Genomic DNA, 25,382 nt, shown 5'->3' with positions numbered 1-25,382 from the left:
GGAAGGTCAAGCGAAACTTAGCGTACTTCGCAGTCGACGTTGTTCGACTTGCCGGGCGTGGTACTGCTGGCGGTCGGGGGCATGCTGGAATTGAACACGGGCGGCGGCGCAAACTTTATGCCCGGATTGGCCGGCAGCACCACCGGCGGCTGCCGGAAATTCGGCGTATAGCCGAACTGGCCGGCGCTGAAATTGAGTGTGTCGGCAGGATTGGTCAAATTGATCAGGCCATCGAGCACTTGCACATACAGGCCGGGAGCCCGAGGCATCGACGATGCAGGCGCCGACAGCACAGGCGTCAACAGTGCAGGCGTCGACGGGCCAATATACTCGGCAATAAATGTCGTGCCGCGAATGCCGATGGTAGCGGCCGGCGTCTTCATCTCGAAGCGCTCCTTGTTGCGCTTGCCCAGCAGCCCCGTGACGGAACGCAAGCCCCCCTTGAGCAGGCTGAAGACGGCGTGGTCGCCATCGGGCTGCTCGGCCGTGTAGCTGAATTGCTCGATCACGAAACTGGTATTCGGTTTCAAGGTGATTTCGCTATTGTCGATCAGCTTGATCAAGGCATAGGTCTCCTTTTCCGTCAGCAAGGTGTCGCCCTGCTCGACTTCCGACTTGATGGCCAGTAATTTCACCTTGCCATCGGCCTTTTTCGCCATCAGCGGACCGCTCAATTGCATGACGGTGCCGGCCACCTGGCCGGCCCAGGCATGCGCGCCCACGCACATCAGGGCCAGCCACAAGAAGGCCTTAATTGCAGTACATTTTTTTAACAGATTCATTTTTTGTAGGTCCTGTTGAGTTACCTGCGGAGGCGGCAACATCCTTGTCGTCCGGCACCTTGTCAGCAGGCTTGGCCGGCAGTTTGGAAGCGAGCGGGACGTTGGAATAGTCGGCCTGCTTAATAATGCGCAAGGCGTCATTGATGGCCGCGCTCGTGGCGGCGTCGATCACGGGCTGTTCGACGGTCGTGACGGGCAGGAAGATGGCATCCGCCATGCTTACCGTGCCATTCGGCGCCTGCAAGCCGACGCTGGTGCGCTGGCGATTGATACGCACGCCCTGCGTGCCCGAGATGCTGCCCGTTTTCGCCAGCACGCTCATGCTGGCAGCGGCCGGCAAAGTGAAACTTGCCGTGTCCGCAAACAGCACATTGCCTTCCGCGCTGGCGGTAAAATTGCCGCCGCTGGCTACGCGGGAGTTGCCATTGATACTGATGTCGCGTCCCGCCATCAGGCTGATGTCACGCGCCGCCGCCAGCTGCGCGCCATCGCCCAGCACCACGTCGGTGCTGGCATTGAGCGCGATGTCATTGCCCGCGATCCTGCCGTTGACGGTGACGGGGCTGTGCGCCGTCACGCTGACGTTGCCGCCATTCGCATCGATATTGCCAGCCATGACGCCGCCCGTGTTGTCGATGGCGATATTGCCCGCGCCAGTGGTCAGTGTTCCCAGGGTCAAGATGCCCGGCGCCGAGGTATTGTTCAGCGCAATGCCGCCCCCCGCACTATTGCTGGCGCTAAAACTGCTGACCTGATTGCCCGCATTACTCAGCACGATGCCGTCGCGCGCCTGCGCGGTCAGGCTGCTGGCGAGCACCGCACCGTCCTGGCCGATGGCGCCGTTCAAGGCGCTCAGCTGCACATCGTTGGCCGCCAGGCTGGCGAAGCGCAAGTCGCCAGCCGCTTGCGTGATGGCCAGCTGGCCCGCCAGCCGGATGGCGCCGGCAGTCTGATTAAAGCTGTTGGCGACGAGCAAGTTGCCATTGCCGCTCAACACGCCACCGCCTTGCACGTAACGATCCGCCGACAGGCTGCCGTTCAGCAACAGGTTGCCGCCGTTGACTTCCAGGCTGGCCAGCAGGGAACTATCCGGCGCCTTGTCACCGAGGGTCAGGCTGCCGCCCGTCAGCAGTAAGCCTGCGGACGCCGTCAGGTTTTTCAGGATGGTGTTGCCGGCCGCCGCGCTGTAGGTCACGATGCCCTTGCTGTTGCTAAAGTCGACAGCCAGCACGTTCGCGCCTTCCGGCACCACGCCGCCGTCCCAGTTGGCCGCATCGCTCCATAAGCCGCTGCCGCTGCCTACCCAGGTCGACAATTGTTTTTGCGCAATCGTCGCCTGCGTCGTGCCGCCCGTCGAGGTCAGCAGGTAATTACCCGCATCGGCGCCGCCCAGGCTCAGGTTCGTCACGAATACCGTCTTGCCCGCGCCCGCATTCTTGTCGCTGAAGCTGGCCAGGGCCGACAGGTCCAGGCGGTCACCGGCAACCCGGTCATCGCCGAAACCCAGCGCGGCGCCCGTCGTGCCGTCATAGACCTTGTTGACGCCGTTAAATTGCACGTTGAGGGTGCGCGGCGTGATGGCGAAGGTCGTCGTGCCGCCCATGGTGATGTCGTACTTGGTTGACCACAGGCCCGTCGCCGCATAGCTGCCCACGTTGCGCGCGTTGCTGCCGTAGCCGAGGCTGCCATTCACGCCCGTGTCGCCGTCGATCAATCCCACATAGGCGATCGAACCGAGGAAGGCGGCCAGCTGGCCATCGTAGACCTTGCCCGTGGCATTGCCCGCGAGGTTCACTTGCAGCGGCTTGAGGAAAGCCTTCAGCATCGGCGTCGTGTAGCCTTCGTAAATGCGCCACACGCTGCTGAAATTGTAGTCGCTGAAGCTGCCCTGCTGCCGCATCTGCGCCGTGCTGCGGCCGCTGGAGCCGCCGCCACCGGTCTGCACAAGCGATGTTTCATAATTGAAAAAGCCATAGCTGAACGGGGAACCGGCGGACACGCGGCCGGCCACCGCGCCCACGGACGCGTAGCCGTCGCCGCTCACGGCGCCGCTGCTGAAGACATGGCTGACGCTGCCCGTGCTTTCACCGACCAGCCCGCCCATGTTTTCCATGGACAGGATGGGATCGGCGGTAACGGCCCGGCCCACGGCGCCGCTGGCATATGCATCGTTGATGCTGCCGCCGTTCAATCCCACGAGGCCGCCGATGCTGCGCGCGCCAGTGACATTGCCAGTGGCATAAGACTGGCTCAGCGCGCCCTGGTTGTTGCCGACCAGGCCGCCGATCATTTCGCGCGCGCCCGTCACCACGCCGGTGGCGTACGAAGTCGCGATGCTGGCGCCGGACGCATTCGATCCCGCCAGGCCGCCGATGGCGCCGCCGTTGTCGGCATTGACGCCGGTGACGGCGCCGCTGCTGGCCGACAGCGTGATGGCGCCGCCGTTGCTGCCCACCAGGCCGCCGACATTGCGCTGGCCGCTGACGGCGACGCTGCTGTTCACGCCGGATATAGTGCCGCTGACGACCTCGCCCGCCAGCGCGCCCACGTTCGCCCTGCCGGTGACGCTGCCGCCGCTCAGGGTCAGGTTGCGCAAGGTGCCGCCCTGCACGGTGCCAAACAGGCCTGCCGCCTGACCAGGCACCAGGCTGCGGTCGATTTTCAAATTGCTGAGCGTAAATCCGCCGCCATCGAACACGCCGGAAAAACCGCTGCCGCTGCCGGCGATCGGCACAAAGCCCTGGCCATCGTTCCAGTTCGCCGTGCCGCTGGCGTCGATATTGCCGGCCAGGCGATAGCTGTTGCCCAGACCGAGGCTGGCGATGCCTTGCAAGCCATAGATATCGGCGAGCAGATAAGGTGTGGCGGCACCGTCGCCGCCGGCCACGCGCAGGAAACTGGCACCGCTGCCGATGGTGAAGTTTCTGGCGCTAAATCCTGGCAGGGCCGCCGCGCTTTGCACCCAGGCGCCGCCGTCGAGCACAAAGCTGCCACCCACCGTCACGGCGCCCGTGGCCGTGATGGCGGAACCGGAATTGAGGTGCAGATCGCCGCTCCTGGCAAGCGCATCCGATATCCGCAAGCCGCCCGTGTTCGTGCCGTCGCCGATGGTCAGCGACGCGGCAGAGATGCCGGCCAGCTCAACCGCGTTCAAACTGAGGGCCGTACCCGATTTGGTGCCCAGGTCGATGCTGCGCGCACTGCTCAGGGGTTTGATGATGACATTTGCGCCGCCCGCCGTGCCGCCGACGTCGATGCCGCCGGCAACGGTGATATTGTCGGCCTGCAGGGTCACCGTCTGGCCGGCGATGCCGTTGCCAGCAAGCTGGCCGGCGCCGCCCGACAGATTGATGCCGCCCAGCGCGTCATTCGCGCGCAAGCTCAGATTGCCGTTGCCGACATGGACCGCGGCGGCGCCCTCGATGCTGGCGCCCGATAGCGAAATGTTGCCGCCGTTGCTGGTAATGGCCGCGTTCAGATTGACGTTCGATCCCGGGCCATAGTTGCCGCTGGTGCTAGCAGGGTCATTCGCCGACAGGGTCACATTGCCGCCGTTGGTGGTGATGGCGGCGTAGACATTGATGGTTTCGCCCGCCTGCGCGGTCAGGCTGACGCCGGAATTGAGCATGTTCACCGAACTGCTGAAATTGATGCGATGCAGGGCTTGCAAGGTGACGTCGCTGGTGGCGCCGGAGATCGTATCGGCGCCGATGCTGGTGCTGCCGGTCGACGGCATGTCGCTGAACTGATCGACATTGGCAAGGTTGCCGCCCGGTCCCTGCACCACGTCGATATCATACGGATCGAGCAGCCAGTTGCCGCGCTTGCCGCGCGCCGCGCTGGTATTGACGCGGATGCCGTCGACGGCCAGGTAATGGCCGGACGTTTCCACGAAGCCGCCGTCGCCGCCTTGCGCGCCGCCGCGCGCGGAAATGCTGCCGTGCACCTGGGCCGATTCATTGCCCCAGGCGATGACCTTGCCGCCGTTGCCGCTGACAATCGCATCGGCATTGACGCTGGCATCCTTGCCGACGAGTACTTGCCGCGCATTGTGCACGGCCGCGTTCTTGCCCTGGTAATCACCGCCCAGCAAGACCGTGCCGCCGCCCGTCGCGCCGCTGGCGTCGACCTTTGCATTGCCCAGCAAACCCACTTGCTCGCCCAGCACTTGAATCTGGCCGCCCGTGCCGGCCGACCCCGCGGCGCTGGTGACGCTACCCGCTTCGAGCAGCGCCTTGCCGCTGGCCTTGAGCACGATCCTGCCGTTCTCGCCGACGACGGCGCTGTTGGCGTTGAGCACGCCGCGCTGGCTGACCAGCGCGCCGGCCATGCCGATGCTGCCGCCCTGTGCGATGATCTGGCCCAGGTTCAGCGCCTGGTCGGCCGGCGCAGAGACCAGTACGCGCAATTGCGGATTGCCGGGGTCGGCCAGCTGCACGCTGCGCCCGGCCGCCAGGATCACTTCGCCATTGGGCGCCGTGATGATGCCCGTGTTTTCCACGTTCGGCGCGATCAGCAGCACTTGCCCGCCCTTGTCCGCGTTAATCATGCCCGCATTGCTGACGCCGCCGGCCACGCCGCCGGCCGTGAACTGGCGCTTGCCGGCCAGGAAATCCTCATTCGTCATGCCCAGGCTGGAGGCGACCAGCCCGTTCACGTCCACTTTCGCCCCCTGGCCGAAAACGATGCCGTTCGGGTTGATCAGGAAGACCTTGCCGTTCGATTCGAGCGCGCCCAGGATCTTGCTGGGGTCTTGTCCCGTAATGCGGTTCAGTACGGCGCTATTGCCGCTTTGCTGGATGAAGCGCGTGATTTCGCCCGCATGGATGGAAAAACTCTGCCAGTTGATGATGGTGTTGGGCGTGTTCGTGATCGAAAAGATGTTGCCCTGCTGGCTGAACGTGGCCTGTCCGTTGACCACCTGCGGCAAGGCGGGGTTGGCCTGCGCGGCGCCGAAACAGCCGGCCAGCAGCAGTGCCAGCGCCGTGCGGCGCAGGGGCGGCGCAAGCGGGAATGAAAAGGCGGGCGTCAGGATGAAAGCGGAGGCGTGCTGGACGTGGTTGTGCATGGTGTTCATCCTGATGCTAGTAGGCCAAGGCGAGGCGGAAATGCAGGCGGTTGGCGCCCCGCTGTCCCGTGTCGCCGCCATTGACGACATGGGCGTAATCGAGTTGCAGATTGGCGTAGCGGCTCAGCAGCAAACGCAGGCCGAGGCCGCCGCTGCTGATGCCTTGCGACGCGCTTTCGCCGGGCAGCGCATGGTTGCGGCGCAGCCAGGCCGTGTCATAGAACGCCAGCGCGCGGCACTGGTAGCCGAGCGCCTGGCCGCACCAGTTCGGCGTGTACAGTTCCAGGTTCAGGTTGACGCCCGAATCGTTCGATACCTCGCGCTCGGCAAAGCCGCGCACGGACGCGGCGCCGCCGGCGCCGAACTGCTCGCCCGGCACCAGCGCATCGGGCGTGATCTGCGCGTTGGCGAGCGCGCGCCATTGCCAGTCGCCGGCCAGCACGCGTCCCGCACTGGCGCTCAGGCGCACCGTGTTGTAGGCCGCCTTGGCGTGCGCGCGCACGCGGTCGAAATCGGCTTGCGCGCCGTGCTTGCCGCCAGGGATATTGTGCGCGAAGGTGACCGCCACGCTGGTCTCGCCCGTGGGCAAGGTCCAGTTGCCGATATAGCTGACGCTGAGCGGATGCACGGTGACGTCGGCGCCCAGTTCCATGCCGAACAGCTGCACGCTGTTGCGGTAAGCCTTGTAGTCGATGCCGTACACGAGCTTGGGTTCGAAATCGCCGCTGCGGGCAAAGTTCTGGTTGTAGCGGATGCCGGCCATGCTGCCCTGGCCGCTGACGGCCAGGTCGAAAATGCCGGCCGAGACGCTGCCCGAATCGACGTTCGAATAGCTGGCAAAAAAATCCATCGAGTCGCCCAGCGCATACAGCGGCAAGTGGTAGCCGGCGCCATACACGCCCACCTTGTCCGGCTTTTCCAGGCTGCTCGTGTATTGCAGGCTGGCGACATGATCGAGGCCGAACAGATTCGCATGCTGCAGCACCACACCCACGTGCGTCTTGCCCGTTTGCGCGTTGCCCGTATTGTCCACGTTGAGCATGGCTTTCCAGGGCTTTTCGTCGGCCACCGTGACGATGGCGTCGATGGCGCCCGCCGGTTCATCGGCTTGCAGGCGCACTTCGATCTTGCGCGCCGGGTTTTCATTGGCCAGCCTCAGGCTTTGCGACAGCGCCGGCAAGTTCGGCGTCTCGCCTTCGCGAAGAGACGGCAAGGCGCGTCGCACGTTGGCCTCGTCCACATGCGTATTGCCGCCGATGGCAAGCTTGCCCAGCGGCGTTTGCAGCACGCTCAGGCGCACCACGCCGCGCTCCAGTTCCTGCTCGGGCAATTGCACCTGCACGGCGCTGTAACCGCGCTCGCGGTAAGCCCCCTCCAGTGCCTCGACGGCGCGCGCGATGTCGGAAAAATCGCGCTGCGCTCCCGTGTAAGGCGCCAGCAGGGCCTGCACTTGCGCGGGCGTGAGCAGGGTATTGCCCTGGACGTCGAAGCGGCGGATCTCGAAGCGCGGCACGCCGTCGCCCTGCGTGGCAGGCGCGGCGTCATCCATGGAAACAGCGGCGCCGGCGGCGCCGACGGCGAACAGCAGCGCGGAACCCGCAAGCAGGTGCACCAAACGATATGTCATGTGAAGGATTTCTTGTGTAACCGGACAAGCGCGCGGCCCGCAGGCGCCAGCATGTCCGGCAATGGATTGAAGACAAATTTTAGACGGCTTTTAGTTTCCAGTCAGAAATTTCTAACATTTCCCCCTGTTTTTTATCGCAATGCAACAAACAATGCGCACGCCATGGTAAAAAATGCCGCAATCGCTTGCCTTTTCCGGCGAATGGCGGGCTATTTGCTGTGCAATGCTGTCACGCCATCCCAGTCCCATGGCGGTGGCGCGTTGCGGTACTGCTCCAGGCGCGCCGCGTACAGCCGGTACAGGCCATCGTCGGGAAAGTCCGCCTGCAAATGGGCCAGCTGCGCACCTGCCTGCGCCCAGTCGCGCGCGCGCAGCCGGTCCAGCACCGCGTGCCAGCGCTCGAGCTGCGCCAGTTCGGCCGTCGCGGCGCCGGCCAGCAGGCAGCGCGGCTCGAAGATGGCCACCGCTTCCTGCTTGCCCAGCACCCTGATCCGGTCGAGCTCGCGGTACAGGAAATCCGGGGCGGCCGCGCGCGTGGCCTCGCCCACCACGATGCCCACGCCATACAGCTTGCTGGCGCCTTCCAGGCGCGCGGCCAGGTTGACGCTGTCGCCCATCACGGTATAGGCGCGGCGGATGCGCGAGCCCATGTCGCCCACATGCATGGGCCCCGTATTGATGCCGATGCCGATGCGCAGCGCCGGCCAGCCGCGCGCGCAAAATTGCTGGTTCAGCCGCGCCGCGCTTGCCTGCATCAGCAGGGCGCTGGCCACGGCCCGGCTGGCGTGATCGCCAAAGGCGACGGGCGCGCCCCAGAACGCCATCACGGCGTCGCCGATGTATTTGTCCAAGGTGCCGCCATGGCTGTCGCGGATATCTTCCGACATGGCCGTCAGGTATGCGTTGATGTATTCGCGCAGCGCGGCCGGGGCCAGCTGCTCGGAAATGGCCGTGAAACCGCGCACGTCGGCAAACAGTACCGTCAGTTCGCGGTTCTCGCCCTCCATCGTGTAGCGGCGCGGATCGTCGGCCATCTCGGCCACCAGCTCGGGCGCCACGTACTCGCCGAAACGGGCCACCAGCGCGCGTCCCTTGCGCACCTCGAAAAAATAACCCCACGCCAGGTTGGCGATGAATAGCGCAAGGATCAGCAGCAACAGCACGGCACCGCCCAGCACCAGGTCGTGCACGGCGTACAGGTACAGGTTGATGCCGATGGCGGCGGCCAGCGCGGCCACGGTAGCCAGCATCACGCCAGCCGGCGGCAGCACGGCCAGGGCGCCCGCCAGCAGCAGGCCAAACAGCACGATCTGCACCAGTTCCAACGCCAGCGCGTAGTCGGGCCGCGCCTTGAAACGCCCGTCGAGCATGGACTTGATCAGGTTGGCGTGCACCTCCACCCCCGGATATTCGGCATTCACGGGCGTGGCGCGGATATCGTTCAAGCCGGGCGCCGTGGTGCCCACCAGCACGATGGCGCCCTTGAGCAGCGCGGGCGGCACCGTGCCGGCCAGCACGTCGGCGGCCGACACGTAGCGGAAGGCGCCGCCATCGGGGCCGCCCGCGCCGCGGTACTGCACCGTGGTCGTCAAGGCTTCGCCGACAGGAATCGCCATCGCGCCGCGCGGCGTGAACAGCATGATGTGTTCGAGGCCGCCATTGGCCAGTTCGCGCGCCGACAGGGTATCGGCCGTGCCCGTGAAACGGGGAGCGATGGCGCGCGCCTGCAGGTAGACGGCGACGGTGGCCAGCGACAGCGAAGGATAATAGCCGTCGCCGATGCGCTGCAACAGGATCGAGGAACGCACGACGCCGTCGGCATCGGTCAGCGCCGTGAAGATGCCGGCGCCCTGCGCGGCCGCCTGCAGGGGTGCGATATTGGCTTCGTAGCCGCGCGCCACGTAGGCCGTGACCGTGCGCCCGTTCAAATCGGCGACGGTAAAGGCGGGCCTGGGCAGCACGCCCTTCCTTTGCTGCTCCGAGACGCTGTAGCCGAGCACCACGGGCTGGCCGCGCATGGCCTCGGCAAACAGGCCGTCGTAGTCCATGGCCGGGCGCAGCTTTTCCAGCTGCGCCGGCAAGCCGGCCACGCCGGCCAGTTCGCCGCGCGCCAGGCCTTGCAGCACGGCGTAACCGGAACTGGTGTCCGCTTCGGGAAACGAGATATCGAAACTCAGCGCGGCCACCCCGTAATGGCCGGTGAGCTGGCGCACCAGGCGCGCCTGCACGTCGCGGCTCCAGGGAAAACGGCCCACGCGGGCCAGGCTTTGCTCGTCGATGTCGACGATGACGATGCGGCGGTCGAGCTGCGGCGCATCAAAGCGCATGCGCCAGTCGCCCAGCATGGCGTCAAGCCGCGCGATCGTGTCGTTGCCGGCCAGGCACAGCACGGCCGCCGCCACGGTCAGCATTATGCCCAGCAGCGACCGCGCCCCATGCTTGCGCCAGGACTGCGGCAGCTTCAAGGGGTATAGCCCGGAATGGCCGCCTCGTCGACGGCATCGATCTGGCTCGGATGCATGTGCTTTTCAGCGAAGGTCAGATAGACCTTGCTGCGGATGAAAACGTCGAACAGCTCCGGGTCGATATGGCCGTTCAGGCTGAAATTACCGAGGATGCGCAGCGATTCGGACAGCGACTTGCCCTTTTTGTAGGGCCGGTCGCGCGCCGTCAGCGCCTCGAAAATGTCGGCAATCGCCATCAGCCGCGCCGGCACCGACATCTGCTCTTTCGTCAGCCCGCGCGGATAACCCTTGCCATCCATGCGCTCATGGTGGCCGCCCGCATATTCGGGCACCTTTTGCAGGTGCTTGGGCCACGGCAGCGCTTCGAGCATGCGGATCGACACGCTGATATGGTTGTTGACGATGGCCCGCTCGGCCGCCGTCAGGGTGCCGGCGCGGATGGTCAGGTTCTCCGTCTCGTCGGCGTCGAGAAAATCGCGCAGTTCGCCGTCGGCCGCGCGCCAGCGGCGCCGGGCGATCTGCCGCACCCTTTCCTGGTCGGCCTGCGCCATGCTCTCGCCGCCGATGTTGACCGTGCGGATGAAATCGCGCTCTTCGCGCAGCGCCGCCTGCTCCTGCTCCAGCGCGCGGGCAATGGCGTCCTTCTGTTGCGGCTGCGCGGCTTGCAGACGCAGGGCCTCGATCTCGGCGTCGCGCAGCAGCACTTCGTAGCGCGTGTCGATCAGGGCGATGCGGTCGAAAATCGTTTCCAGCTTGGTGGCCTTGTCGACCACGTGCACGGGCGTGGTGATCTTGCCGCAATCGTGCAGCAGGCCGGCCAGCCACAGCTGCTTGCGCTCGTTGTCGCTGAGCCGGAAATCGGCCAGCGGCCCCGTTTGCGTCGCATGCGCGGCGTCGGCCAGCAACATCGTCAGCTCGGGCACGAACTGGCAATGCCGTCCCGTGTACGGCGACTTTTCATCGATGCCGATATTGATCAGGGTAACGAGCGACTCGAGCAGCTCTTCCAGCTGCGAAATGAGCAGCTGATTGGTCAGTGCCACCCCAGCCTGCGCGGCCAGCGCCTCGATGAAGCGCTGGTCGGTGGAGGAAAAGGCGCGCACCTGGCCCGTCTCGCCATCCTTGGCATTGACCAGCTGCAGCACGCCAATCAAGTCGCCCTCGTGATCGCTCATGGGCACCGTCAGGATCGATTGCGTATGGTAGCCGTGGTGGCGATCGAAATCGCGCATGCCGGAAAAATTGAAGACCTCGTCGCGGTAGACGTCGGCGATATTCACGCTGCGGCGCATGTTCGCCGCATACGCGGCCACCGACGCCAGGTTGGGCTGGCCGGCGCCATCGAACAGGGGTACGCCCGGCAAACCCATGTCCGCCCCCTGCGCGATGCCCAGGCTGTCGTTGACGCTGATGTCGAACGCCAGCTGGCGCCCGTCAAGCGCGGGCCGGTACAAGGTGGCGCCGTCGGCGCCGCTCATGCTTTTCGCCAGCAGCACGATGCGCTGCAGCAGCGCGCCAATGTCGCGCCCCTCACCGCCCAGGCCGTGGCCGAGCGCGACGCTGAGTTCGGTCAATTGCTCCAGTCTGTGGGCGATTTTCTCAGGGTGCAGCTGAGGCATATTGGTGGCAATCAGGTAATGGGCAAGCAAAAAAGGGGACGTCGGCAAGCGCCAGTGTAACGGCGACCCTGCGCACTGTACATTACTTAGTCACAACAAAATGAAATTACTTTCCGTAACGCAACACGCATAAATGTTGCCGCCAATCTCATTAATTAGAATAGAATCAACAATAATTACACTGTAACAAGGTACTGAATGAAATTCACGTTCAGGGGCGTGCGCGGCTCCATCCCCTCCCCCGGCCCGCGCACGGCGCGCTATGGCGGCAACACCACGTGCATCGAAGTGCGCACGGACAACGACAGCCTGATCATTCTCGATGCCGGCAGCGGCATCTTCGCGCTGGCGCAGCAACTGCCGCCGGGCCAGCCCGTCGACGCGCACGTCTTCATCACGCACAGCCACTGGGACCACATCCACGGCTTGCCCATGTTCTCGCCCCTGTTCGTGGCCGGCAACCGCATGCGCCTGCATGGCGCCCTGGACGGCAACAGCGGGCGCGGCATCGAGCACGTGATGGCGGTGCAGCTGCAGGGCAGTTATTTTCCCGTCAGCGAAGCGGCCATGGCGGCCTGCATCGAGTACCGCACCCTGGCGCCCGGCGAAGCCGTCGAAGTGGGCGGCGCGCGCGTGCGCGGCGCGGAAATGAACCATCCGGTGGTCAACCTCGGCTACCGCATCGACTGCGGCGGCGCCTCGCTGTTTTTCAGCGGCGACCATGAACCGTTCTACAACCTGCATCCGCCCGGCCACGCCGAGCATGCGGCCTGCGCGGCGCGCAATGCGCAGCGCCAGGCCGGCATCGATGCGCTGGTGGCCGGCGTCGATGCGCTGATCATGGATTGCTCGTACACGCGCGAAGAATACCCGGGCAAGCAGGGCTGGGGCCACGGCACCTTCGACGCCGCCTTCGACCTGGCCCTGCGCTGCGGCGCGCGGCACCTGTACTGCACCCACCACGAACCGACCCGCAGCGACGAGCAGCTCGAAGCCGTGTTTGCCGACGTGATGGGCCGCTATGCGAGCCGCCTGGCCGGCCTGCAGGTGTTCCTCGCCAGCGAGGGGCTGACGGTGGAACTGGCCGGCGCATAAAAAAAGGGAGCCGCAAGGCTCCCTTTTTACTGGCGTTGGCTATCCATTACATGATGTGGTGGCCAATCCACCAGGCGACTGCGGCGACGAAGGCCGATGCGGGAATCGTGAAGATCCAGGCCCAGACGATATTGCCCGCCACGCCCCAGCGCACGGCCGACATTTTTTGCGCCGAGCCGACGCCGACGATGGCGCCCGTGATCGTGTGCGTGGTCGACACGGGAATGCCCAGCGCCGTCGAGACGAACAGGGTGATGGCGCCGCCCGTTTCGGCGCAGAAGCCGCCGACGGGTTTCAACTTGGTGATCTTCTGGCCCATGGTCTTGACGATGCGCCAGCCGCCGAACAGGGTGCCGAAGCTGATGGCCGTGTAGCACGAGATGATGACCCACATCGGCGGCATCTGGTCGTTCACGTTCGAGTAGCCGGCCGCGATCAGCAGCATCCAGATGATGCCGATGGTTTTTTGCGCATCGTTGCCGCCGTGGCCCAGGCTGTAGGCGGCTGCCGATGCCAGTTGCAAACGGCGGAACCACTTGTCGACCTTGCGCGGCGTCGAACGGACAAAAATCCACGACACGATCAGCATCATGATGGAGCCGAACACGAAGCCCAGCACGGGGGCGATGACGATAAAGGCCACGGTTTTCCACAGGCCGGCCGCGACCAGCGCGCCCGTGCCGGACTTGGCGACAGCGGCGCCCACCAGGCCGCCGATCAGGGCGTGCGAGGACGACGAGGGAATGCCGTAGTACCAGGTAAACAAATTCCAGAAGATGGCGCCCATCAGCGCGCCGAAGATCACGTACTGGTCGATCACGGCCGGGTCGATGGTGCCCTTGCCCACCGTGGCGGCCACGGTCAGCTGGTGGAACACGAAGATGGCGACGAAGTTGAACGTGGCGGCCATGGCAACCGCGGTCTGCGGTTTCAATACGCCCGTCGAGACCACCGTGGCAATCGCGTTGGCGGCATCGTGGAAGCCGTTCATGAAGTCAAACAGCAGCGCGAGGACGATCAACAGGCCTAGCACGTAGATGCTGATTTGTATGGTCATTATAGTTTCTTTTCTGATTCTGGTTCAGGACAGGCCCAACGCTTACGCGTTTTCGACGATGATGCCTTCGATAATATTGGACACATCTTCGCAACGGTCGGTCACGGTTTCCAGAATTTCGTAGATCGCTTTCAGCTTGATCAGGTTGCGCACATCCGGTTCGTCGCGGAACAGCTTGGACATGGCGGCGCGCATCACGTGGTCGGCGTCCGATTCCAGGCGGTCGATCTCTTCGCAGATGGCGACGATCTTGCGCGAGTTGTCCATATTGTGCAGCATGGCGACGGCGTCGCGCACTTTCTCGGTACAGGCCAGCACCAGTTCGGCCAGGCGCTTGGCTTCCGGCGTGACGGCCTTCAGGTCGTACAGCGAAACGGTTTGCGCCGCATCTTCCAGCAGGTCGAGGATATCGTCCTGGCGCGTGATCAGCTGATGGATGTCGTCGCGGTCGATCGGCGTGATGAAGGTCTTGTGCAGCATTTCCACGGTGGCGTAGGTGACTTTGTCCGCCTGTTTCTCGATGCTTTCGATCGCATGCACGCGGTTTTCCAGGTCGTCGAAATTGGTCATCAGGCCGAGCATCTCTTTCGCGCCCTTGACGCACAATTCCGCGTGCTGGTTAAACAATTCAAAAAACTTGCCCTCAGTGGGCATCAAGCGTCCAAACATGTCATTCTCCGTTAAGCATTGAGTCGTGTTATTTACTACAGAAAGCCGCCCCGTATGAGGGGGCGGCCAATGGAATATCAGTGCTGCTGAGTCTTAGTCGCCTTGGTAAAGCGCCAGGCCACCACTGTAATTGCCAAATTTGGTGTACTGCCCCATGAAGGTGAGGCGGATGCTGCCGATTGGACCGTTACGTTGTTTGCCGATGATGATTTCGGCCGTCCCCTTGTCCGGCGAGTCGGGGTTATACACCTCGTCGCGGTAAATGAACAGGATCACGTCGGCATCCTGCTCAATAGCGCCCGATTCGCGCAAGTCGGACATCACGGGACGCTTGTTCGGGCGTTGTTCCAGCGAGCGGTTCAACTGTGACAGCGCGATCACGGGGCAACCGAGTTCTTTCGCCAGGCCTTTCAAGCCACGCGAAATCTCGGAAATCTCCGTGGCGCGGTTGTCGCCCGGCGTATTGGCCGACATCAGCTGCAAGTAATCGACGATGATCAGGCCCAGCTTGCCGCACTGGCGCGACAAACGGCGCGAACGGGCGCGCAATTCGATCGAGTTGAGCGCCGGCGTTTCATCGATGTACAACTGCGCGTCGTTCATCTTCTGGATTGCATTCGTCAGGCGCGGCCAGTCTTCGTCGTTCAGGCGGCCCGTGCGCAGGCGGTGCTGGTCCAGCTGTCCGACGGAGCCGAGCATACGCATGGCCAGCTGGGCGCCGCCCATCTCCATCGAGAACACGGCCACGGGCAAGCCGCTGTCGATGGCCACGTTTTCGCCGATGTTGACGGAAAACGCCGTCTTGCCCATCGACGGACGGCCCGCCACGATCACCAGGTCGCCCGGCTGCAGACCCGAGGTCATGCGGTCGAGGTCGATGAAACCGGTGGGCACGCCCGTGATTTCACTCTGGTTGTCGCGGCTGTACAGTTCGTCGATGCGCTCGACCACCTGCGTCAGCAGGGGCTGGATGGCGGTCCAGCCCTGGGCGCCGCGCGCGCCTTCTTCGGCGATGGCGAAAATCTTCGATTCGGCCTCGTCAAGCATCTGCTTGACTTCCTTGCCTTGCGGGCTGAAGGCCGTGCCGGAGATATCGTCGGCGACGGTAATGAGCTTGCGCAGCACGCCGCGGTCGCGCACGATCTCGGCATAGCGCCGGATGTTCGCGGCCGATGGCGTGTTTTGCGCCATGGCGTTCAGGTAAGCGAGTCCGCCCACGTCATCGGCCTTGCCGAGCTGGGTCAGGGTTTCAAAAACAGTAATGACATCGGCTGGCTTGGAAGCGTTAACCATCTTGACGATTTGCTCGAAGATGATGCGATGGTCATAGCGATAGAAATCCTCCGCATGCATGAAGTCGGCGATGCGGTCATAGGCGGCATTGTCGCGCAGCAGACCACCGATAACGGATTGTTCTGCTTCGATCGAATGCGGCGGAATACGGAGGGAATCCAGTTGCGGATCAGAGGGGGCGTTCATGGCGCGAATTATACCCGCTTCGGCGTGCCGGCAAAAATAAAGGGCTGAAAATGAGCGAAAAAAAGGCCACAAAAAAGCCGGGCGAACCCGGCTTTTCATAGTGCGGCAGCGCTTGCGGGCCAGGCCCGCAGACGATTACGCGTTCGCGTCTGGAACGACAGCGATAACAACTTCCACGACCACGTCGGTGTGCAGAGCAACCGAAACGTTGTGCTCGCCAACGATCTTCAGCGGGCCGGTAGGCATGCGGATTTGTGCTTTTTCAACAGCAAAACCTTGCTTGGTCAGCGCTTCAGCGATGTCGAAGTTGGTGACGGAACCGAACAGACGGCCATCGACGCCAGCTTTTTGAGCAACTTGAACGGTCAGGCCGCTCAGTTTTTCGCCCTGGGCTTGCGATGCGGCCAGTTTGGCGGCAGCAGCTTTTTCCAGTTCGGCGCGCTTGACTTCGAATTCAGCCACAGCGGTTGCCGTAGCACGACGTGCCAGGCGTTGCGGGATCAGGAAGTTACGTGCGTAACCGTCTTTGACTTTGACGACTTCGCCGAGGTTACCGACGTTTACAACTTTTTCTAACAGAATGATTTGCATAGTTCTTCTCCAGGAATATCTGACCGATTAAGCGTGGTGCAGATCGGTGTATGGCAGCAGCGCGAGGAAGCGAGCGCGCTTGATTGCGGTGTCGACTTGGCGCTGGTAGTGCGCTTTGGTACCGGTCAGGCGTGCTGGCATGATCTTGCCGTTTTCCTGGACGAAGTCTTTCAGCGTGTCGACGTCTTTGTAGTCGACTTGCTCAACGTGAGCTGCCGTGAAGCGGCAGAACTTCTTACGTTTGAACAAAGGGTTTTGCTGTTTGCGTTTTTCTTTAAGCTTGAGCTTATTTTTGTCGAACTTTTTACCGAATGCCATGTCAGGCTCCTGTATCTAAAATGCGCTAGTCAGAATTGACTGCACTAAAATCAATGATGTGAAACACCAAACTCTTGCTGTTGCGGCTCTTCCTGGCCAGGAAACCCGTGAACTGATACACCCCGCCCAAGCTTGCCTGACTGAACCGGCCTGAAATTTCGCCAGCGGCTAGCGCGGCAACATCAAACTCGGTCAAACGGGCAATCCCTGCTTCCATCTGCTGCGAACTGTGTTGCAATACTGCATTCACAATCGGCAGCCCTGCCGGGGTATAGCGCAATATTTCGCGCTCGGCAATGATGGCGGTGACTTGTAGCTGGTTCAGCGCACGATCCTGGTCAAGAATTAAGCTGCTGCTGCGGCTGGAGCGGCTGCTGGTGCTTCGGTGCGGTGGCTTTTGGCCGCGTCTTCGCGTTGTACCGATTTCATCATCGGCGAAGGAGCTGTTTCAGCTTTCTTCATTTTAACGGTCAGGTGACGCAACACGGCATCATTGAATTTGAATGCTGTTTCCAACTCGACCAGGGTCTCGTTGTCGCATTCGATGTTCAGGCAGATGTAGTGTGCTTTAGGCAGCTTTTGGATCGAGTAAGCCATTTGACGGCGGCCCCAATCTTCCACGCGGTGAACCGAACCGCCGCGGGTGGTTACGCTGGCTTTGTAGCGTTCGATCATCGCGGGCACTTGCTCGCTTTGGTCCGGATGGACGATAAAGACTATTTCATAATGACGCATGCAAACTCCTTCAGGTCGGATTGATAATCGCCCACCCCGGCGTCAAGACGGGTGTGGGAAGGTCAGCCGAAGATTATAACCGCCTTTTGCAAACGTTTCAATCATTGCTTGCGCCAGCACCCGAAAAGCCCGCGGACCACCGTGCTTTTCGACCGGGAACAAGTATTTCTTGCGAAATTCGCCGAAAACACGGAAATCCCCTTGCATAGTGGGCGATACTGTACAAAAATACAGACTGTTCATATAGACAGCATTTTAGTATGCACCCACCGCTCATGATCAAGCTGACAGCACGACAAGAACAAATCCTGAACCTGATCAAGGACGCGATTGAAAACACGGGCTTTCCTCCCACCCGTGCCGAAATTGCCAATGAACTGGGTTTCAAATCGGCCAATGCGGCCGAGGAGCATTTGCAGGCCCTGGCCCGCAAGGGCGCGATCGAGATTTCGCCCGGCACCTCGCGCGGCATCCGCCTGATCGGCGCGGCAGCCGAAGCGCCGCCATCGAAAGTGCCGGCGGCACTGCTGATGTCGCTGCCCCTGATCGGCAGGGTGGCCGCCGGTTCGCCCATCCTTGCCCAGGAAAACCTGGAAGCGAGCTACAACGTGGACCCCGCCCTGTTTTCGGCCAAGCCCGACTTCCTGCTGAAGGTACGCGGCTGGTCCATGCGCGACGCCGGCATCATGGATGGCGATTTACTGGCCGTCAAAAAGGTCGACAGCGCCAAGAATGGCCAGATCGTCGTGGCCCGCATCGGCGACGAAGTCACGGTCAAGCGCTACAAGAAGACGGGTTCCGTCATCGAATTGCTGCCGGAAAACCCCGATTTCAAGGTCATCACCGTGTCGCCGGAAGATGAATTTGCCCTGGAAGGCTTAGCAGTCGGCTTGATGCGCAGCTGGCACTGATTGAGCGCGCCCTCATAAACCTACTGCGCAGCCCACTCTCGGGCATCCGTTGCTCGCTAGCTGGGCGCCCCCGTACAATGTACAGCTCCGCTACTCAACCCGATATTGGACTTGCTCGCTACGGTTTCTGAAGGCACGAAGACATTACCATTGAACGGCGAAAAACAAAGGGCCGCAACAGCATGACTGTTGCGGCCCTTTTCATTTGTCCGGCGACTTATACATCGAGTGCTTGGCGGAAATCCTCAAGCAGATCCACCTCATCCTCGATACCGACGGAGACGCGGATCAGCGATTCGGCGATGCCCATGCTGGCGCGGCGCTCGGCGCCCATCTCATAGAAGATCGTGTGGGCGACGGGAATGACGAGGGTACGCGTGTCGCCCAGGTTGCTCGCGGGAATAGCCAGATTCAAACGATTGAGGAAATCGAAGCAATCGATGCCATCCTTCAATTCAAAGCTGAACAGCGAACCATAGCTGCGGAACAGGTCGCTCGCCAAGGCGTGCTGCGGGTGCGACGGCAAGCCCGGGTAGTGCACGGCCGCCACTCTCGGGTCGGCCTGCAACATGGTGGCCAGCGCCAGGGCGTTCGAGCAGGTGCGGTCCATGCGCAAGGCCATGGTTTCCGCGCCGACGGCGATATGATGCGCAGCTTCCGGACCCAGCGAGGCGCCGAAGTCGCGCAAGGCCTTGGCACGGATCTGCGCGATGCCCCACTGCGCGGGCGCCGCCTTCTTGTAATTCTCGAAAATATTCGGATACTGCGTCCAGTCGAACACGCCCGTGTCCGTCAAGCTGCCGCCCAGCGCATTGCCGTGGCCGCCGATGGATTTCGTCAAGGCATTGACCACGAGGCCCGCGCCCACGGCTTTCGGGCGGAACAAATACGGCGTCGTCATCGTGTTGTCGACGATGTACAAGATGCCCTTTTCGCGGCACAGGTCACCGATTTTTTTCAGGTCGGCGATCTGCGTGCGCGGATTGGCGATGGTTTCCACGAACACGATGCGCGTGGCAGGCGTGATGGCGGCCGCCACGTTGGCCACCTCGGTGGCGTCGACGAAGGATACGGCGATGCCCTGCCCCGTCACCGTTTGCCACAGGCTGTTGGTGTTGCCAAACAAAAAGGCCGACGAGACGACATGGTCGCCCGCGCGCAGCAGCGACTGCACCACGGCGCCGATGGCGCCCATGCCGGTGGCGAAGCACAAGGTCGCCACGCCGTCTTCCATCTTGTTGACCTTGTCTTCCAGCGCGGACACGGTGGGGTTGCCCTGGCGGCCATAGCGGAAACCGGGTTCCTTGCCCTGGAATACGGAAGCGAGCTGGCGCGCATCGCCGTAGCCGAAGGCGACGGAGGTGTGCACGGGCTTGTGCAGCGAACCATGCTCGATGCCCTTGCGGCGGTCGTTATGCAGGATGGTGGTGGTAAAGCCGTAGTTTTTTTTATCGTTCATGATCGCGGAGCAAAAAAAGCCCGGCGCTAGCCGGGCAAGATAATTACGCTTCTGTCGTTGCCAGGTTCAGGTTCAGCTGGGAACGCGGCGTATCTTCGGGCGCTGCCGCCTTCGGATGGTGGCGCGCATATTCCAGGCGGTCCAGGTATTCCTGCGACACGTCGCCCGTCACGTAGACGCCGTCGAAGCACGAGGCCTCGAAGTTGGTCAGGGCCGGGTTGACGTCGGCGATCGCCTGCTTGAGCGCGCCGATATCCTGGTAGACCAGGTAATCGGCCGTGATTTCGCGGCACACTTCTTCCGTCGTGCGGCCGTAGGCGATCAGCTCGTCGCGCGTCGGCATGTCGATGCCGTACACGTTCGGATAGATGACGGGCGGCGCGGCCGAGGCGAAGATGACTTTCGTCGCGCCCGCTTCACGCGCCATCTGCACGATTTCACGGCTGGTGGTGCCGCGCACGATGGAATCGTCGACGAGCAAGACCACTTTATCCTTGAATTCGGACGGGATCGCGTTGAGCTTCTGGCGCACGGATTTCTTGCGCGCCGCCTGGCCCGGCATGATAAAGGTGCGGCCGATGTAGCGGTTCTTGATGAAGCCTTCGCGGTATTCGATGTTCAGCGCCATGGCCAGCTGGATGGCGGCCGGACGCGAGGAATCGGGAATCGGCATGACCACGTCGATATGCACGCCTGGCAATTCGGCGCGGATCTTCTCGGCCAGGTATTCGCCCATTTTCAGGCGCGTGGCGTACACGGAGGCGCCGTCGATGACGGAGTCGGGACGGGCCAGGTAGACGAATTCGAACACGCAGGGGTTCAGGCTGGCATTGTCGGCGCACTGGGCGCTGTGCAATTTCTTGTCGGCATCGATGAAGACGGCTTCGCCGGGACCGATGTCGCGCACGAAGCGGAAGCCCATGCCTTCCAGGGCCACGGATTCGGAAGCGATCAGGTATTCGGGACCCTGCTCCGTTTCATTGATGCCCAGGCACAGCGGGCGGATGCCGTGCGGGTCGCGGAAGGCCAGCAAGCCGACGCCGGCGATTTGCGCGACGGCGGCATAGCCGCCCTTGACGCGACGGTTCAGCACGGTCACGGCCTTGAAGATGGCTTCCGGGTCCAGGTTCAGGCCCGTCGTCGCTTCCTGGATTTCATGCGCCAGCACGTTGAGCAGCACTTCCGAATCGGAATCGGTATTGATGTGGCGGCGGTCGTTCTTGAACATTTCCAGCTTCAACTGTTCCCAGTTGGTCAGGTTGCCATTGTGCGCCAGGGTGATGCCGAACGGCGCATTCACATAGAACGGCTGTGCTTCCTCTTCGCTCGACGAACCGGCCGTCGGGTAGCGGCAATGGCCGATGCCCGTCGTGCCTTGCAGCGAACGCATGTTGCGCGTGCGGAAGACGTCTCGCACGAGGCCGTTGGCCTTGTGCATGGAAAACATACTGCTGTGATTGGTCGCAATCCCTGCCGCGTCCTGACCGCGATGTTGCAGGAGCAACAATGCATCATAGAGCAATTGATTGACAGGTTGATGGGAAACGACGCCGACGATGCCACACATGGTGTGCTCCTAAACTGTGCTACTGATTTTAAAAAAATTCAAAATTTCACATGCTGCGCGTAAGCGGCAGGCAGATAAGGCTTGATGGCGCGCGCGCCCTGTTCCGCGAGCGGACTGAGCAGCGCGTTTTTCCAGAATGGCTGCTGCGGTATGGAAGTCATGCCACACAAGATGACGGCGGTCAGCACGATCACAAGGCCCCGCGCCACGCCGAACAGGCTGCCCAGGGTGCGGTCGGCCAGACTCAGGCCTGTCACCTTGACGAGCGCGTCAACCGTCATGGACAGCAATCCCATCAAAATGCGCACGCCGATGAACAGCACTACGAAAGCCAGCAATAAACGGATCGCTTCGCCCGGCACGGCTTCCGGCAGAAATTTCGCCAGGGTGGCGCCATAGGCATTGGCGATGACGAACGCCACGATCCAGCTGACCAGGGACAGTATTTCCTTGACCAGGCCGCGCATCATGCTGATCAGCACGGAAGTCACCAGCACGAACAGCACCAGGTAATCGAAGATCGTCACGCGCATTCAGCCTTGCAACATCACGCCGGCACCAGAGAGCCGCCCAGGCCCAGCTTTTGCAACTTGGCGCGCGTCTTTTCCGCGTCTTCGCGGCTGCCGAACGGTCCCACGCGCACGCGGATGCGCTCGCCCGCCGGACTGGAGACTTTCTGCGTGTACGACTTGATGCCCGCTTCGCGCAGCTTGTCCTGCAATTCATCGACCTTGTCCTGCGTCGCCAGCGCCGCCACCTGCACCACGAACTTGCCGCTGCCGGCGTCGTGGGCCTTGTCTTGCGCTTTTTCTTGCGGCTTGTCTTGCGGCTTGCCTTCCAGGATGGCCAGCGCGCGCGCGGCATCGTCGGCCGATTGCGCCGGCTTGGCAGGCTTGGCCTCAGGCTTGGCTTCGGGCTTTACTTCATGCTTCGGTTCAGGCTTGGGCTCATGTTTCGGCTCCGGCTTGGCTTCATGCTTCGGCTCGGGCTTCGGTTCCGGTTTCGGCTCCACCTTGACAGGCTTCGGTTCGGGCTTGGGTTCGGGTTTCGGCTCCACATAGGCCGGCTTGACCGGTACAGGCTGGGCGGCGGCCAGCACGGGGGCCGGCGTCGGCTTGGCCGCAGGCGGCAGCGGCGCGTCGACGATTTCCTCGGACTGGTCCAGGCCATTCGATGCGGCCTGGACCGGAACGGCCGGCACAGGCGCCGGTGCAGGCGCCGCCTTTTCCTTCGACGGAATGTCGATGGCGATATCGTTGAACGGTGCTTTCGGCTCCGAATCGAGCAGCATCGGCAAGCCGACGGCGACGCCCAGGGCCAGGGCGACGGCCCCGACCAGGCGGCGGCGTGCGCGCTTTTTTTCAGGCAAGACCGGATCCGGTGCTTCCTTGCCGCCACGGCGCGATCCGCCGCCACCCGAGGTGTTGGCGGCGCGCTTGCGGGTCGGCGACTGTGCTTCGCCAGGGACATAAAAGCCGCTGTCTTCGCCAGAGGATTCTTGCTTGTTTTTAAACAGTTTCGAGAACAAGCCCATGCGTGATTTTCAGTCGAGTGCGTTTCAGTGAAGTGAGGATTTTCGGGCCTTCATCACGCCTGCAACGGTGAGGAAAGAACCAAAGACCACAATTCTATCATTCTCACCGGCCCGGCTCATTGCATTTGCAAAAGCTTGTGCCGGATCATCGAAAATAGACACAGTATGTTCGCTGCTGTCGGGCTTATCTTCGAGCATGATCTGCACCTTGGCGGCCAGCTCGGAAGCCGTGGCCGCGCGCGGCGAAGGCAGGCCCGTCAGGCACCAGTGGTCAACGTGTTCACTCATCGCGGCCAGCACGCCATCGATATCCTTGTCGTGCATGGAACCGAATACGGCATAGGTGTACGGGTGGAAACCCATATTACCGAGGTTCTGGTTCAGCGCCGACGCAGCGTGGGGGTTGTGCGCCACGTCGAGGATCACGCTGGGGCGACCAGGCAAGACCTGGAAGCGGCCCGGCAGTTCCACCGTCACGAGGCCAGTGCGCACTTCCTGCGCGCCCACGGGCAGTTTCAGCTTCAGCACTTCCAGCGCGGCCAGCACGGCCGTCGCATTGAGGATCTGGTTGGCGCCGCGCAAGCTCGGGTAGGCCAGCGAATTGCGGCGCTGCTCGCGCCCGCCGTAGTTCCACTGCTGCTTGTCGCCCGAATAGTTGAAATCGCGGCCCATCAGCCACAGGTCGGCGCCGATGGCCTCGGCATGGTCGATCAACGATTGCGGCGGCACGGGGTCGCTGCAGATGGCCGCCTTGCCCGGACGGAAGATGCCCGCCTTTTCAAAGCCGATCGCTTCGCGCGTGTCGCCCAGGTAATCCGTGTGGTCGATATCGACGCTGGTGACGATGGCCACGTCCGCGTCGATCACGTTGACGGCATCCAGGCGCCCGCCCAGGCCCACTTCCAGGATGGCCACGTCCAGGTTGGCTTGCGACAGCAGATGCAAAATCGCCAAGGTGGTGAATTCGAAATAGGTGAGCGGCGTATCGCCGCGCACGGCTTCGACGGCCTGGAAGCTGGCGACGAGCTGCTCGTCGCTGGCCATCTCGCCCAGCACGCGCGCGCGCTCGTTAAAATCGAGGAAATGCGGCTTGATGTACAAGCCCACTTTGTAGCCGGCACGCAACAACACGGATTCCAGCATGGCGCAGGTGGAGCCCTTGCCATTCGTGCCCGCCACCATGATCACGGGGCAAGTAAAAGCGAGCTGCATGCGCGCCTTGACGGCTTGCACGCGGTCCAGGCCCATGTTGATCTGGGTTTCCGAATGGCGGGTTTCCAGCATGGCGAGCCAGTCCGGCAATGACGTAGGGAGGTTTTGCATGGGAGACTTCTTGAAGGATGCGATGCGCAAGGCGCAGAAGAGATATAACGAGGCAGGACGATGTAGGTCGGGTTAGGCCAAAGGCCGTAACCCGACGCCAGCGGTAAATTAAGCCAGCACTTCAACAGCCTGGTTTTGCAACAAGGCCAGCAGACGGGCAATTTCTTCGCGCATCTTGCGGCGGTCGACGATCATGTCGACGGCGCCCTTGGTGACGAGGAACTCGGCGCGCTGGAAGCCTTCCGGTAGTTTTTCGCGCACGGTGTTTTCAATCACGCGCGGGCCGGCAAAGCCGATCAGCGCTTTCGGTTCGGCAATGACCACGTCGCCCATGAAGGCGAACGAGGCGGACACGCCGCCCATGGTCGGGTCGGTCAGCACGCTGATGAATGGCAATTTCTTTTCCGACAGCTTGGTCAGCATGGCCGTGGTTTTCGCCATCTGCATCAGCGACAGCAAGCCTTCCTGCATGCGCGCGCCACCGGTGGCGGTGATGCAAATGAACGGCACTTTCTGCTCCAGCGCGATCTGCGCGCCGCGCACGAAGCGCTCGCCCACGACCGAGCCCATGGAGCCGCCCATGAATTCGAATTCGAAGCACGCCACGACTACTGGCAGGCTCATGATGGCGCCGCCCATGACGACCATCGCATCCGTCTCGCCCGTCGCTTCCATGGCGGACTTCAGGCGGTCCGGGTATTTCTTGCTGTCTTTGAACTTCAGGGTATCGACGGGCAGGATTTCCTGGCCGATTTCATAGCGGCCGCCCGCGTCGAGCAGGCTGTCGAGGCGTTCACGCGCGCGGATGCGCATGTGGTGGTCGCATTTCGGGCACACGTGCAAATTCGATTCCAGGTCCGTACGGTACAGCACGGCTTCGCACGACGGGCACTTGACCCACAGGCCTTCCGGCATGGTCTTGCGCGCGGCCGCATCAGAACGCTGGATGCGCGGTGGCAGCAGTTTTTCCAACCAACTCATATTTTCTCCTTGGGCCCTTGTAGGGGTAGCGTCGGTGGACGCCCCCCGGCAGACGGTCAACGGTGACGCCCCGCGGGGCGCCACCAAAAATTTTATCTATTG

At 62.6% G+C, this 25,382-nt stretch carries 21 protein-coding genes; 2 read left to right on the top strand and 19 right to left on the bottom strand.

Annotation, left to right across the window (positions count from 1 at the left end; all coding sequences use genetic code 11):
• Positions 1 to 17 precede the first annotated feature (17 nt).
• The 5 genes from JAB8_RS15765 to JAB8_RS15745 form a co-directional block, all read right to left on the bottom strand.
• Positions 18 to 782 (bottom strand): FecR domain-containing protein, encoded by a 765-nt coding sequence (locus JAB8_RS15765; RefSeq protein WP_070219124.1) that lies wholly within the window; start codon positions 780 to 782, stop codon positions 18 to 20.
• On the bottom strand, positions 751 to 5,850 hold the full coding sequence (locus JAB8_RS15760) for a filamentous hemagglutinin N-terminal domain-containing protein (protein ID WP_070290542.1): 5,100 nt from the start codon (positions 5,848 to 5,850) through the stop codon (positions 751 to 753). The genes JAB8_RS15765 and JAB8_RS15760 overlap by 32 nt, the downstream gene beginning before the upstream one ends.
• A 16-nt stretch (positions 5,851 to 5,866) precedes the next feature.
• On the bottom strand, positions 5,867 to 7,477 hold the full coding sequence (locus JAB8_RS15755; protein ID WP_070290541.1) for a ShlB/FhaC/HecB family hemolysin secretion/activation protein: 1,611 nt from the start codon (positions 7,475 to 7,477) through the stop codon (positions 5,867 to 5,869).
• Positions 7,478 to 7,686: 209 nt separating this feature from the next.
• Positions 7,687 to 9,888, bottom strand: coding sequence for an adenylate/guanylate cyclase domain-containing protein (locus JAB8_RS15750; RefSeq protein WP_070290600.1), 2,202 nt, complete (start codon positions 9,886 to 9,888; stop codon positions 7,687 to 7,689).
• Between the two features lie 50 nt (positions 9,889 to 9,938).
• On the bottom strand, positions 9,939 to 11,561 hold the full coding sequence (locus JAB8_RS15745; RefSeq protein ID WP_070290540.1) for an HD family phosphohydrolase: 1,623 nt from the start codon (positions 11,559 to 11,561) through the stop codon (positions 9,939 to 9,941).
• Positions 11,562 to 11,759: 198 nt separating this feature from the next.
• Here JAB8_RS15745 and JAB8_RS15740 point away from each other — a divergent pair, with 198 nt between their 5' ends.
• A complete protein-coding gene (locus tag JAB8_RS15740; RefSeq protein WP_070290539.1) occupies positions 11,760 to 12,656 on the top strand; it encodes an MBL fold metallo-hydrolase in 897 nt (298 codons plus the stop codon).
• Positions 12,657 to 12,702: 46 nt separating this feature from the next.
• Here JAB8_RS15740 and JAB8_RS15735 read toward each other — a convergent pair whose 3' ends face one another.
• The 8 genes from JAB8_RS15735 to JAB8_RS29105 all read right to left on the bottom strand — a co-directional run bounded on the left by JAB8_RS15735 (position 12,703) and on the right by JAB8_RS29105 (position 17,748).
• Positions 12,703 to 13,716: an inorganic phosphate transporter gene (locus JAB8_RS15735; RefSeq protein WP_070221141.1), complete on the bottom strand. Its 1,014-nt coding sequence runs from the start codon at positions 13,714 to 13,716 to the stop codon at positions 12,703 to 12,705.
• A 39-nt stretch (positions 13,717 to 13,755) separates the two neighbouring features.
• A complete protein-coding gene (locus JAB8_RS15730) occupies positions 13,756 to 14,382 on the bottom strand; it encodes a DUF47 domain-containing protein (RefSeq protein WP_010400015.1) in 627 nt (208 codons plus the stop codon).
• Between the two features lie 93 nt (positions 14,383 to 14,475).
• Complete coding sequence (locus JAB8_RS15725; RefSeq protein WP_034750488.1) at positions 14,476 to 15,861, bottom strand: replicative DNA helicase; 1,386 nt, start codon at positions 15,859 to 15,861, stop codon at positions 14,476 to 14,478.
• Between the two features lie 135 nt (positions 15,862 to 15,996).
• The gene (rplI, locus tag JAB8_RS15720; protein WP_034783456.1) at positions 15,997 to 16,452 is read right to left on the bottom strand and encodes a 50S ribosomal protein L9; all 456 of its coding nucleotides are present in this window, start codon (positions 16,450 to 16,452) and stop codon (positions 15,997 to 15,999) included.
• A 27-nt stretch (positions 16,453 to 16,479) separates the two neighbouring features.
• A complete protein-coding gene (gene rpsR / locus JAB8_RS15715) occupies positions 16,480 to 16,770 on the bottom strand; it encodes a 30S ribosomal protein S18 (protein WP_010400024.1) in 291 nt (96 codons plus the stop codon).
• A 25-nt stretch (positions 16,771 to 16,795) separates the two neighbouring features.
• The gene (gene priB / locus JAB8_RS15710) at positions 16,796 to 17,095 is read right to left on the bottom strand and encodes a primosomal replication protein N (RefSeq protein ID WP_034783455.1); all 300 of its coding nucleotides are present in this window, start codon (positions 17,093 to 17,095) and stop codon (positions 16,796 to 16,798) included.
• Positions 17,096 to 17,115: 20 nt separating this feature from the next.
• The gene (rpsF, locus tag JAB8_RS15705; protein WP_034750499.1) at positions 17,116 to 17,505 is read right to left on the bottom strand and encodes a 30S ribosomal protein S6; all 390 of its coding nucleotides are present in this window, start codon (positions 17,503 to 17,505) and stop codon (positions 17,116 to 17,118) included.
• Between the two features lie 42 nt (positions 17,506 to 17,547).
• Complete coding sequence (locus JAB8_RS29105) at positions 17,548 to 17,748, bottom strand: hypothetical protein (RefSeq protein WP_139143063.1); 201 nt, start codon at positions 17,746 to 17,748, stop codon at positions 17,548 to 17,550.
• Positions 17,749 to 17,780: 32 nt separating this feature from the next.
• Here JAB8_RS29105 and lexA point away from each other — a divergent pair, with 32 nt between their 5' ends.
• Positions 17,781 to 18,416 carry a transcriptional repressor LexA gene (gene lexA, locus JAB8_RS15700; RefSeq protein ID WP_034750502.1) on the top strand — a complete coding sequence of 212 codons (636 nt, stop codon included), beginning with the start codon at positions 17,781 to 17,783 and terminating at the stop codon, positions 18,414 to 18,416.
• A gap of 217 nt (positions 18,417 to 18,633) precedes the next feature.
• On the opposite strand, the gene JAB8_RS15695 is transcribed toward lexA, so the two are convergent.
• The 6 genes from JAB8_RS15695 to accD form a co-directional block, all read right to left on the bottom strand.
• Entirely contained in the window at positions 18,634 to 19,875 is a 1,242-nt protein-coding gene (locus JAB8_RS15695) for a cystathionine gamma-synthase family protein (protein WP_070290538.1), read from the bottom strand.
• Between the two features lie 43 nt (positions 19,876 to 19,918).
• Positions 19,919 to 21,442, bottom strand: a complete 1,524-nt coding sequence (gene purF / locus JAB8_RS15690; RefSeq protein ID WP_034750508.1) for an amidophosphoribosyltransferase — start codon at positions 21,440 to 21,442, stop codon at positions 19,919 to 19,921.
• 38 nt (positions 21,443 to 21,480) lie between these two features.
• Complete coding sequence (locus JAB8_RS15685; protein ID WP_070221159.1) at positions 21,481 to 21,969, bottom strand: CvpA family protein; 489 nt, start codon at positions 21,967 to 21,969, stop codon at positions 21,481 to 21,483.
• Positions 21,970 to 21,989: 20 nt separating this feature from the next.
• The gene (locus tag JAB8_RS15680) at positions 21,990 to 22,976 is read right to left on the bottom strand and encodes an SPOR domain-containing protein (RefSeq protein ID WP_070221138.1); all 987 of its coding nucleotides are present in this window, start codon (positions 22,974 to 22,976) and stop codon (positions 21,990 to 21,992) included.
• A gap of 24 nt (positions 22,977 to 23,000) precedes the next feature.
• Complete coding sequence (gene folC, locus JAB8_RS15675) at positions 23,001 to 24,299, bottom strand: bifunctional tetrahydrofolate synthase/dihydrofolate synthase (RefSeq protein WP_070290537.1); 1,299 nt, start codon at positions 24,297 to 24,299, stop codon at positions 23,001 to 23,003.
• Between the two features lie 108 nt (positions 24,300 to 24,407).
• Positions 24,408 to 25,280: an acetyl-CoA carboxylase, carboxyltransferase subunit beta gene (gene accD, locus JAB8_RS15670; protein ID WP_010400390.1), complete on the bottom strand. Its 873-nt coding sequence runs from the start codon at positions 25,278 to 25,280 to the stop codon at positions 24,408 to 24,410.
• Positions 25,281 to 25,382 lie beyond the last annotated feature (102 nt).

Source organism: Janthinobacterium sp. HH106 (genome assembly GCF_001758725.1).
In the GTDB taxonomy this organism is placed as follows: domain Bacteria; phylum Pseudomonadota; class Gammaproteobacteria; order Burkholderiales; family Burkholderiaceae_D; genus Janthinobacterium.
This window is presented reverse-complemented; position numbering and strand designations above follow the sequence as displayed.

Coding starts and splice junctions, on each gene's coding strand:
- JAB8_RS15740 (WP_070290539.1), top strand. CDS start 11,760: ATGAAATTCACGTTCAGGGGCGTGCGCGGCTCCATCCCCTCCCCCGGC.
- JAB8_RS15755 (WP_070290541.1), bottom strand. CDS start 7,477: ATGACATATCGTTTGGTGCACCTGCTTGCGGGTTCCGCGCTGCTGTTC.
- JAB8_RS29105 (WP_139143063.1), bottom strand. CDS start 17,748: ATGAACAGTCTGTATTTTTGTACAGTATCGCCCACTATGCAAGGGGAT.
- purF (WP_034750508.1), bottom strand. CDS start 21,442: ATGTGTGGCATCGTCGGCGTCGTTTCCCATCAACCTGTCAATCAATTG.
- folC (WP_070290537.1), bottom strand. CDS start 24,299: ATGCAAAACCTCCCTACGTCATTGCCGGACTGGCTCGCCATGCTGGAA.
- JAB8_RS15745 (WP_070290540.1), bottom strand. CDS start 11,561: ATGCCTCAGCTGCACCCTGAGAAAATCGCCCACAGACTGGAGCAATTG.
- JAB8_RS15695 (WP_070290538.1), bottom strand. CDS start 19,875: ATGAACGATAAAAAAAACTACGGCTTTACCACCACCATCCTGCATAAC.
- JAB8_RS15730 (WP_010400015.1), bottom strand. CDS start 14,382: ATGTTTGGACGCTTGATGCCCACTGAGGGCAAGTTTTTTGAATTGTTT.
- JAB8_RS15750 (WP_070290600.1), bottom strand. CDS start 9,888: ATGCTGACCGTGGCGGCGGCCGTGCTGTGCCTGGCCGGCAACGACACG.
- rplI (WP_034783456.1), bottom strand. CDS start 16,452: ATGCAAATCATTCTGTTAGAAAAAGTTGTAAACGTCGGTAACCTCGGC.
- lexA (WP_034750502.1), top strand. CDS start 17,781: ATGATCAAGCTGACAGCACGACAAGAACAAATCCTGAACCTGATCAAG.
- JAB8_RS15760 (WP_070290542.1), bottom strand. CDS start 5,850: ATGCACAACCACGTCCAGCACGCCTCCGCTTTCATCCTGACGCCCGCC.
- rpsR (WP_010400024.1), bottom strand. CDS start 16,770: ATGGCATTCGGTAAAAAGTTCGACAAAAATAAGCTCAAGCTTAAAGAA.
- JAB8_RS15680 (WP_070221138.1), bottom strand. CDS start 22,976: ATGGGCTTGTTCTCGAAACTGTTTAAAAACAAGCAAGAATCCTCTGGC.
- accD (WP_010400390.1), bottom strand. CDS start 25,280: ATGAGTTGGTTGGAAAAACTGCTGCCACCGCGCATCCAGCGTTCTGAT.
- JAB8_RS15725 (WP_034750488.1), bottom strand. CDS start 15,861: ATGAACGCCCCCTCTGATCCGCAACTGGATTCCCTCCGTATTCCGCCG.
- rpsF (WP_034750499.1), bottom strand. CDS start 17,505: ATGCGTCATTATGAAATAGTCTTTATCGTCCATCCGGACCAAAGCGAG.
- JAB8_RS15765 (WP_070219124.1), bottom strand. CDS start 782: ATGAATCTGTTAAAAAAATGTACTGCAATTAAGGCCTTCTTGTGGCTG.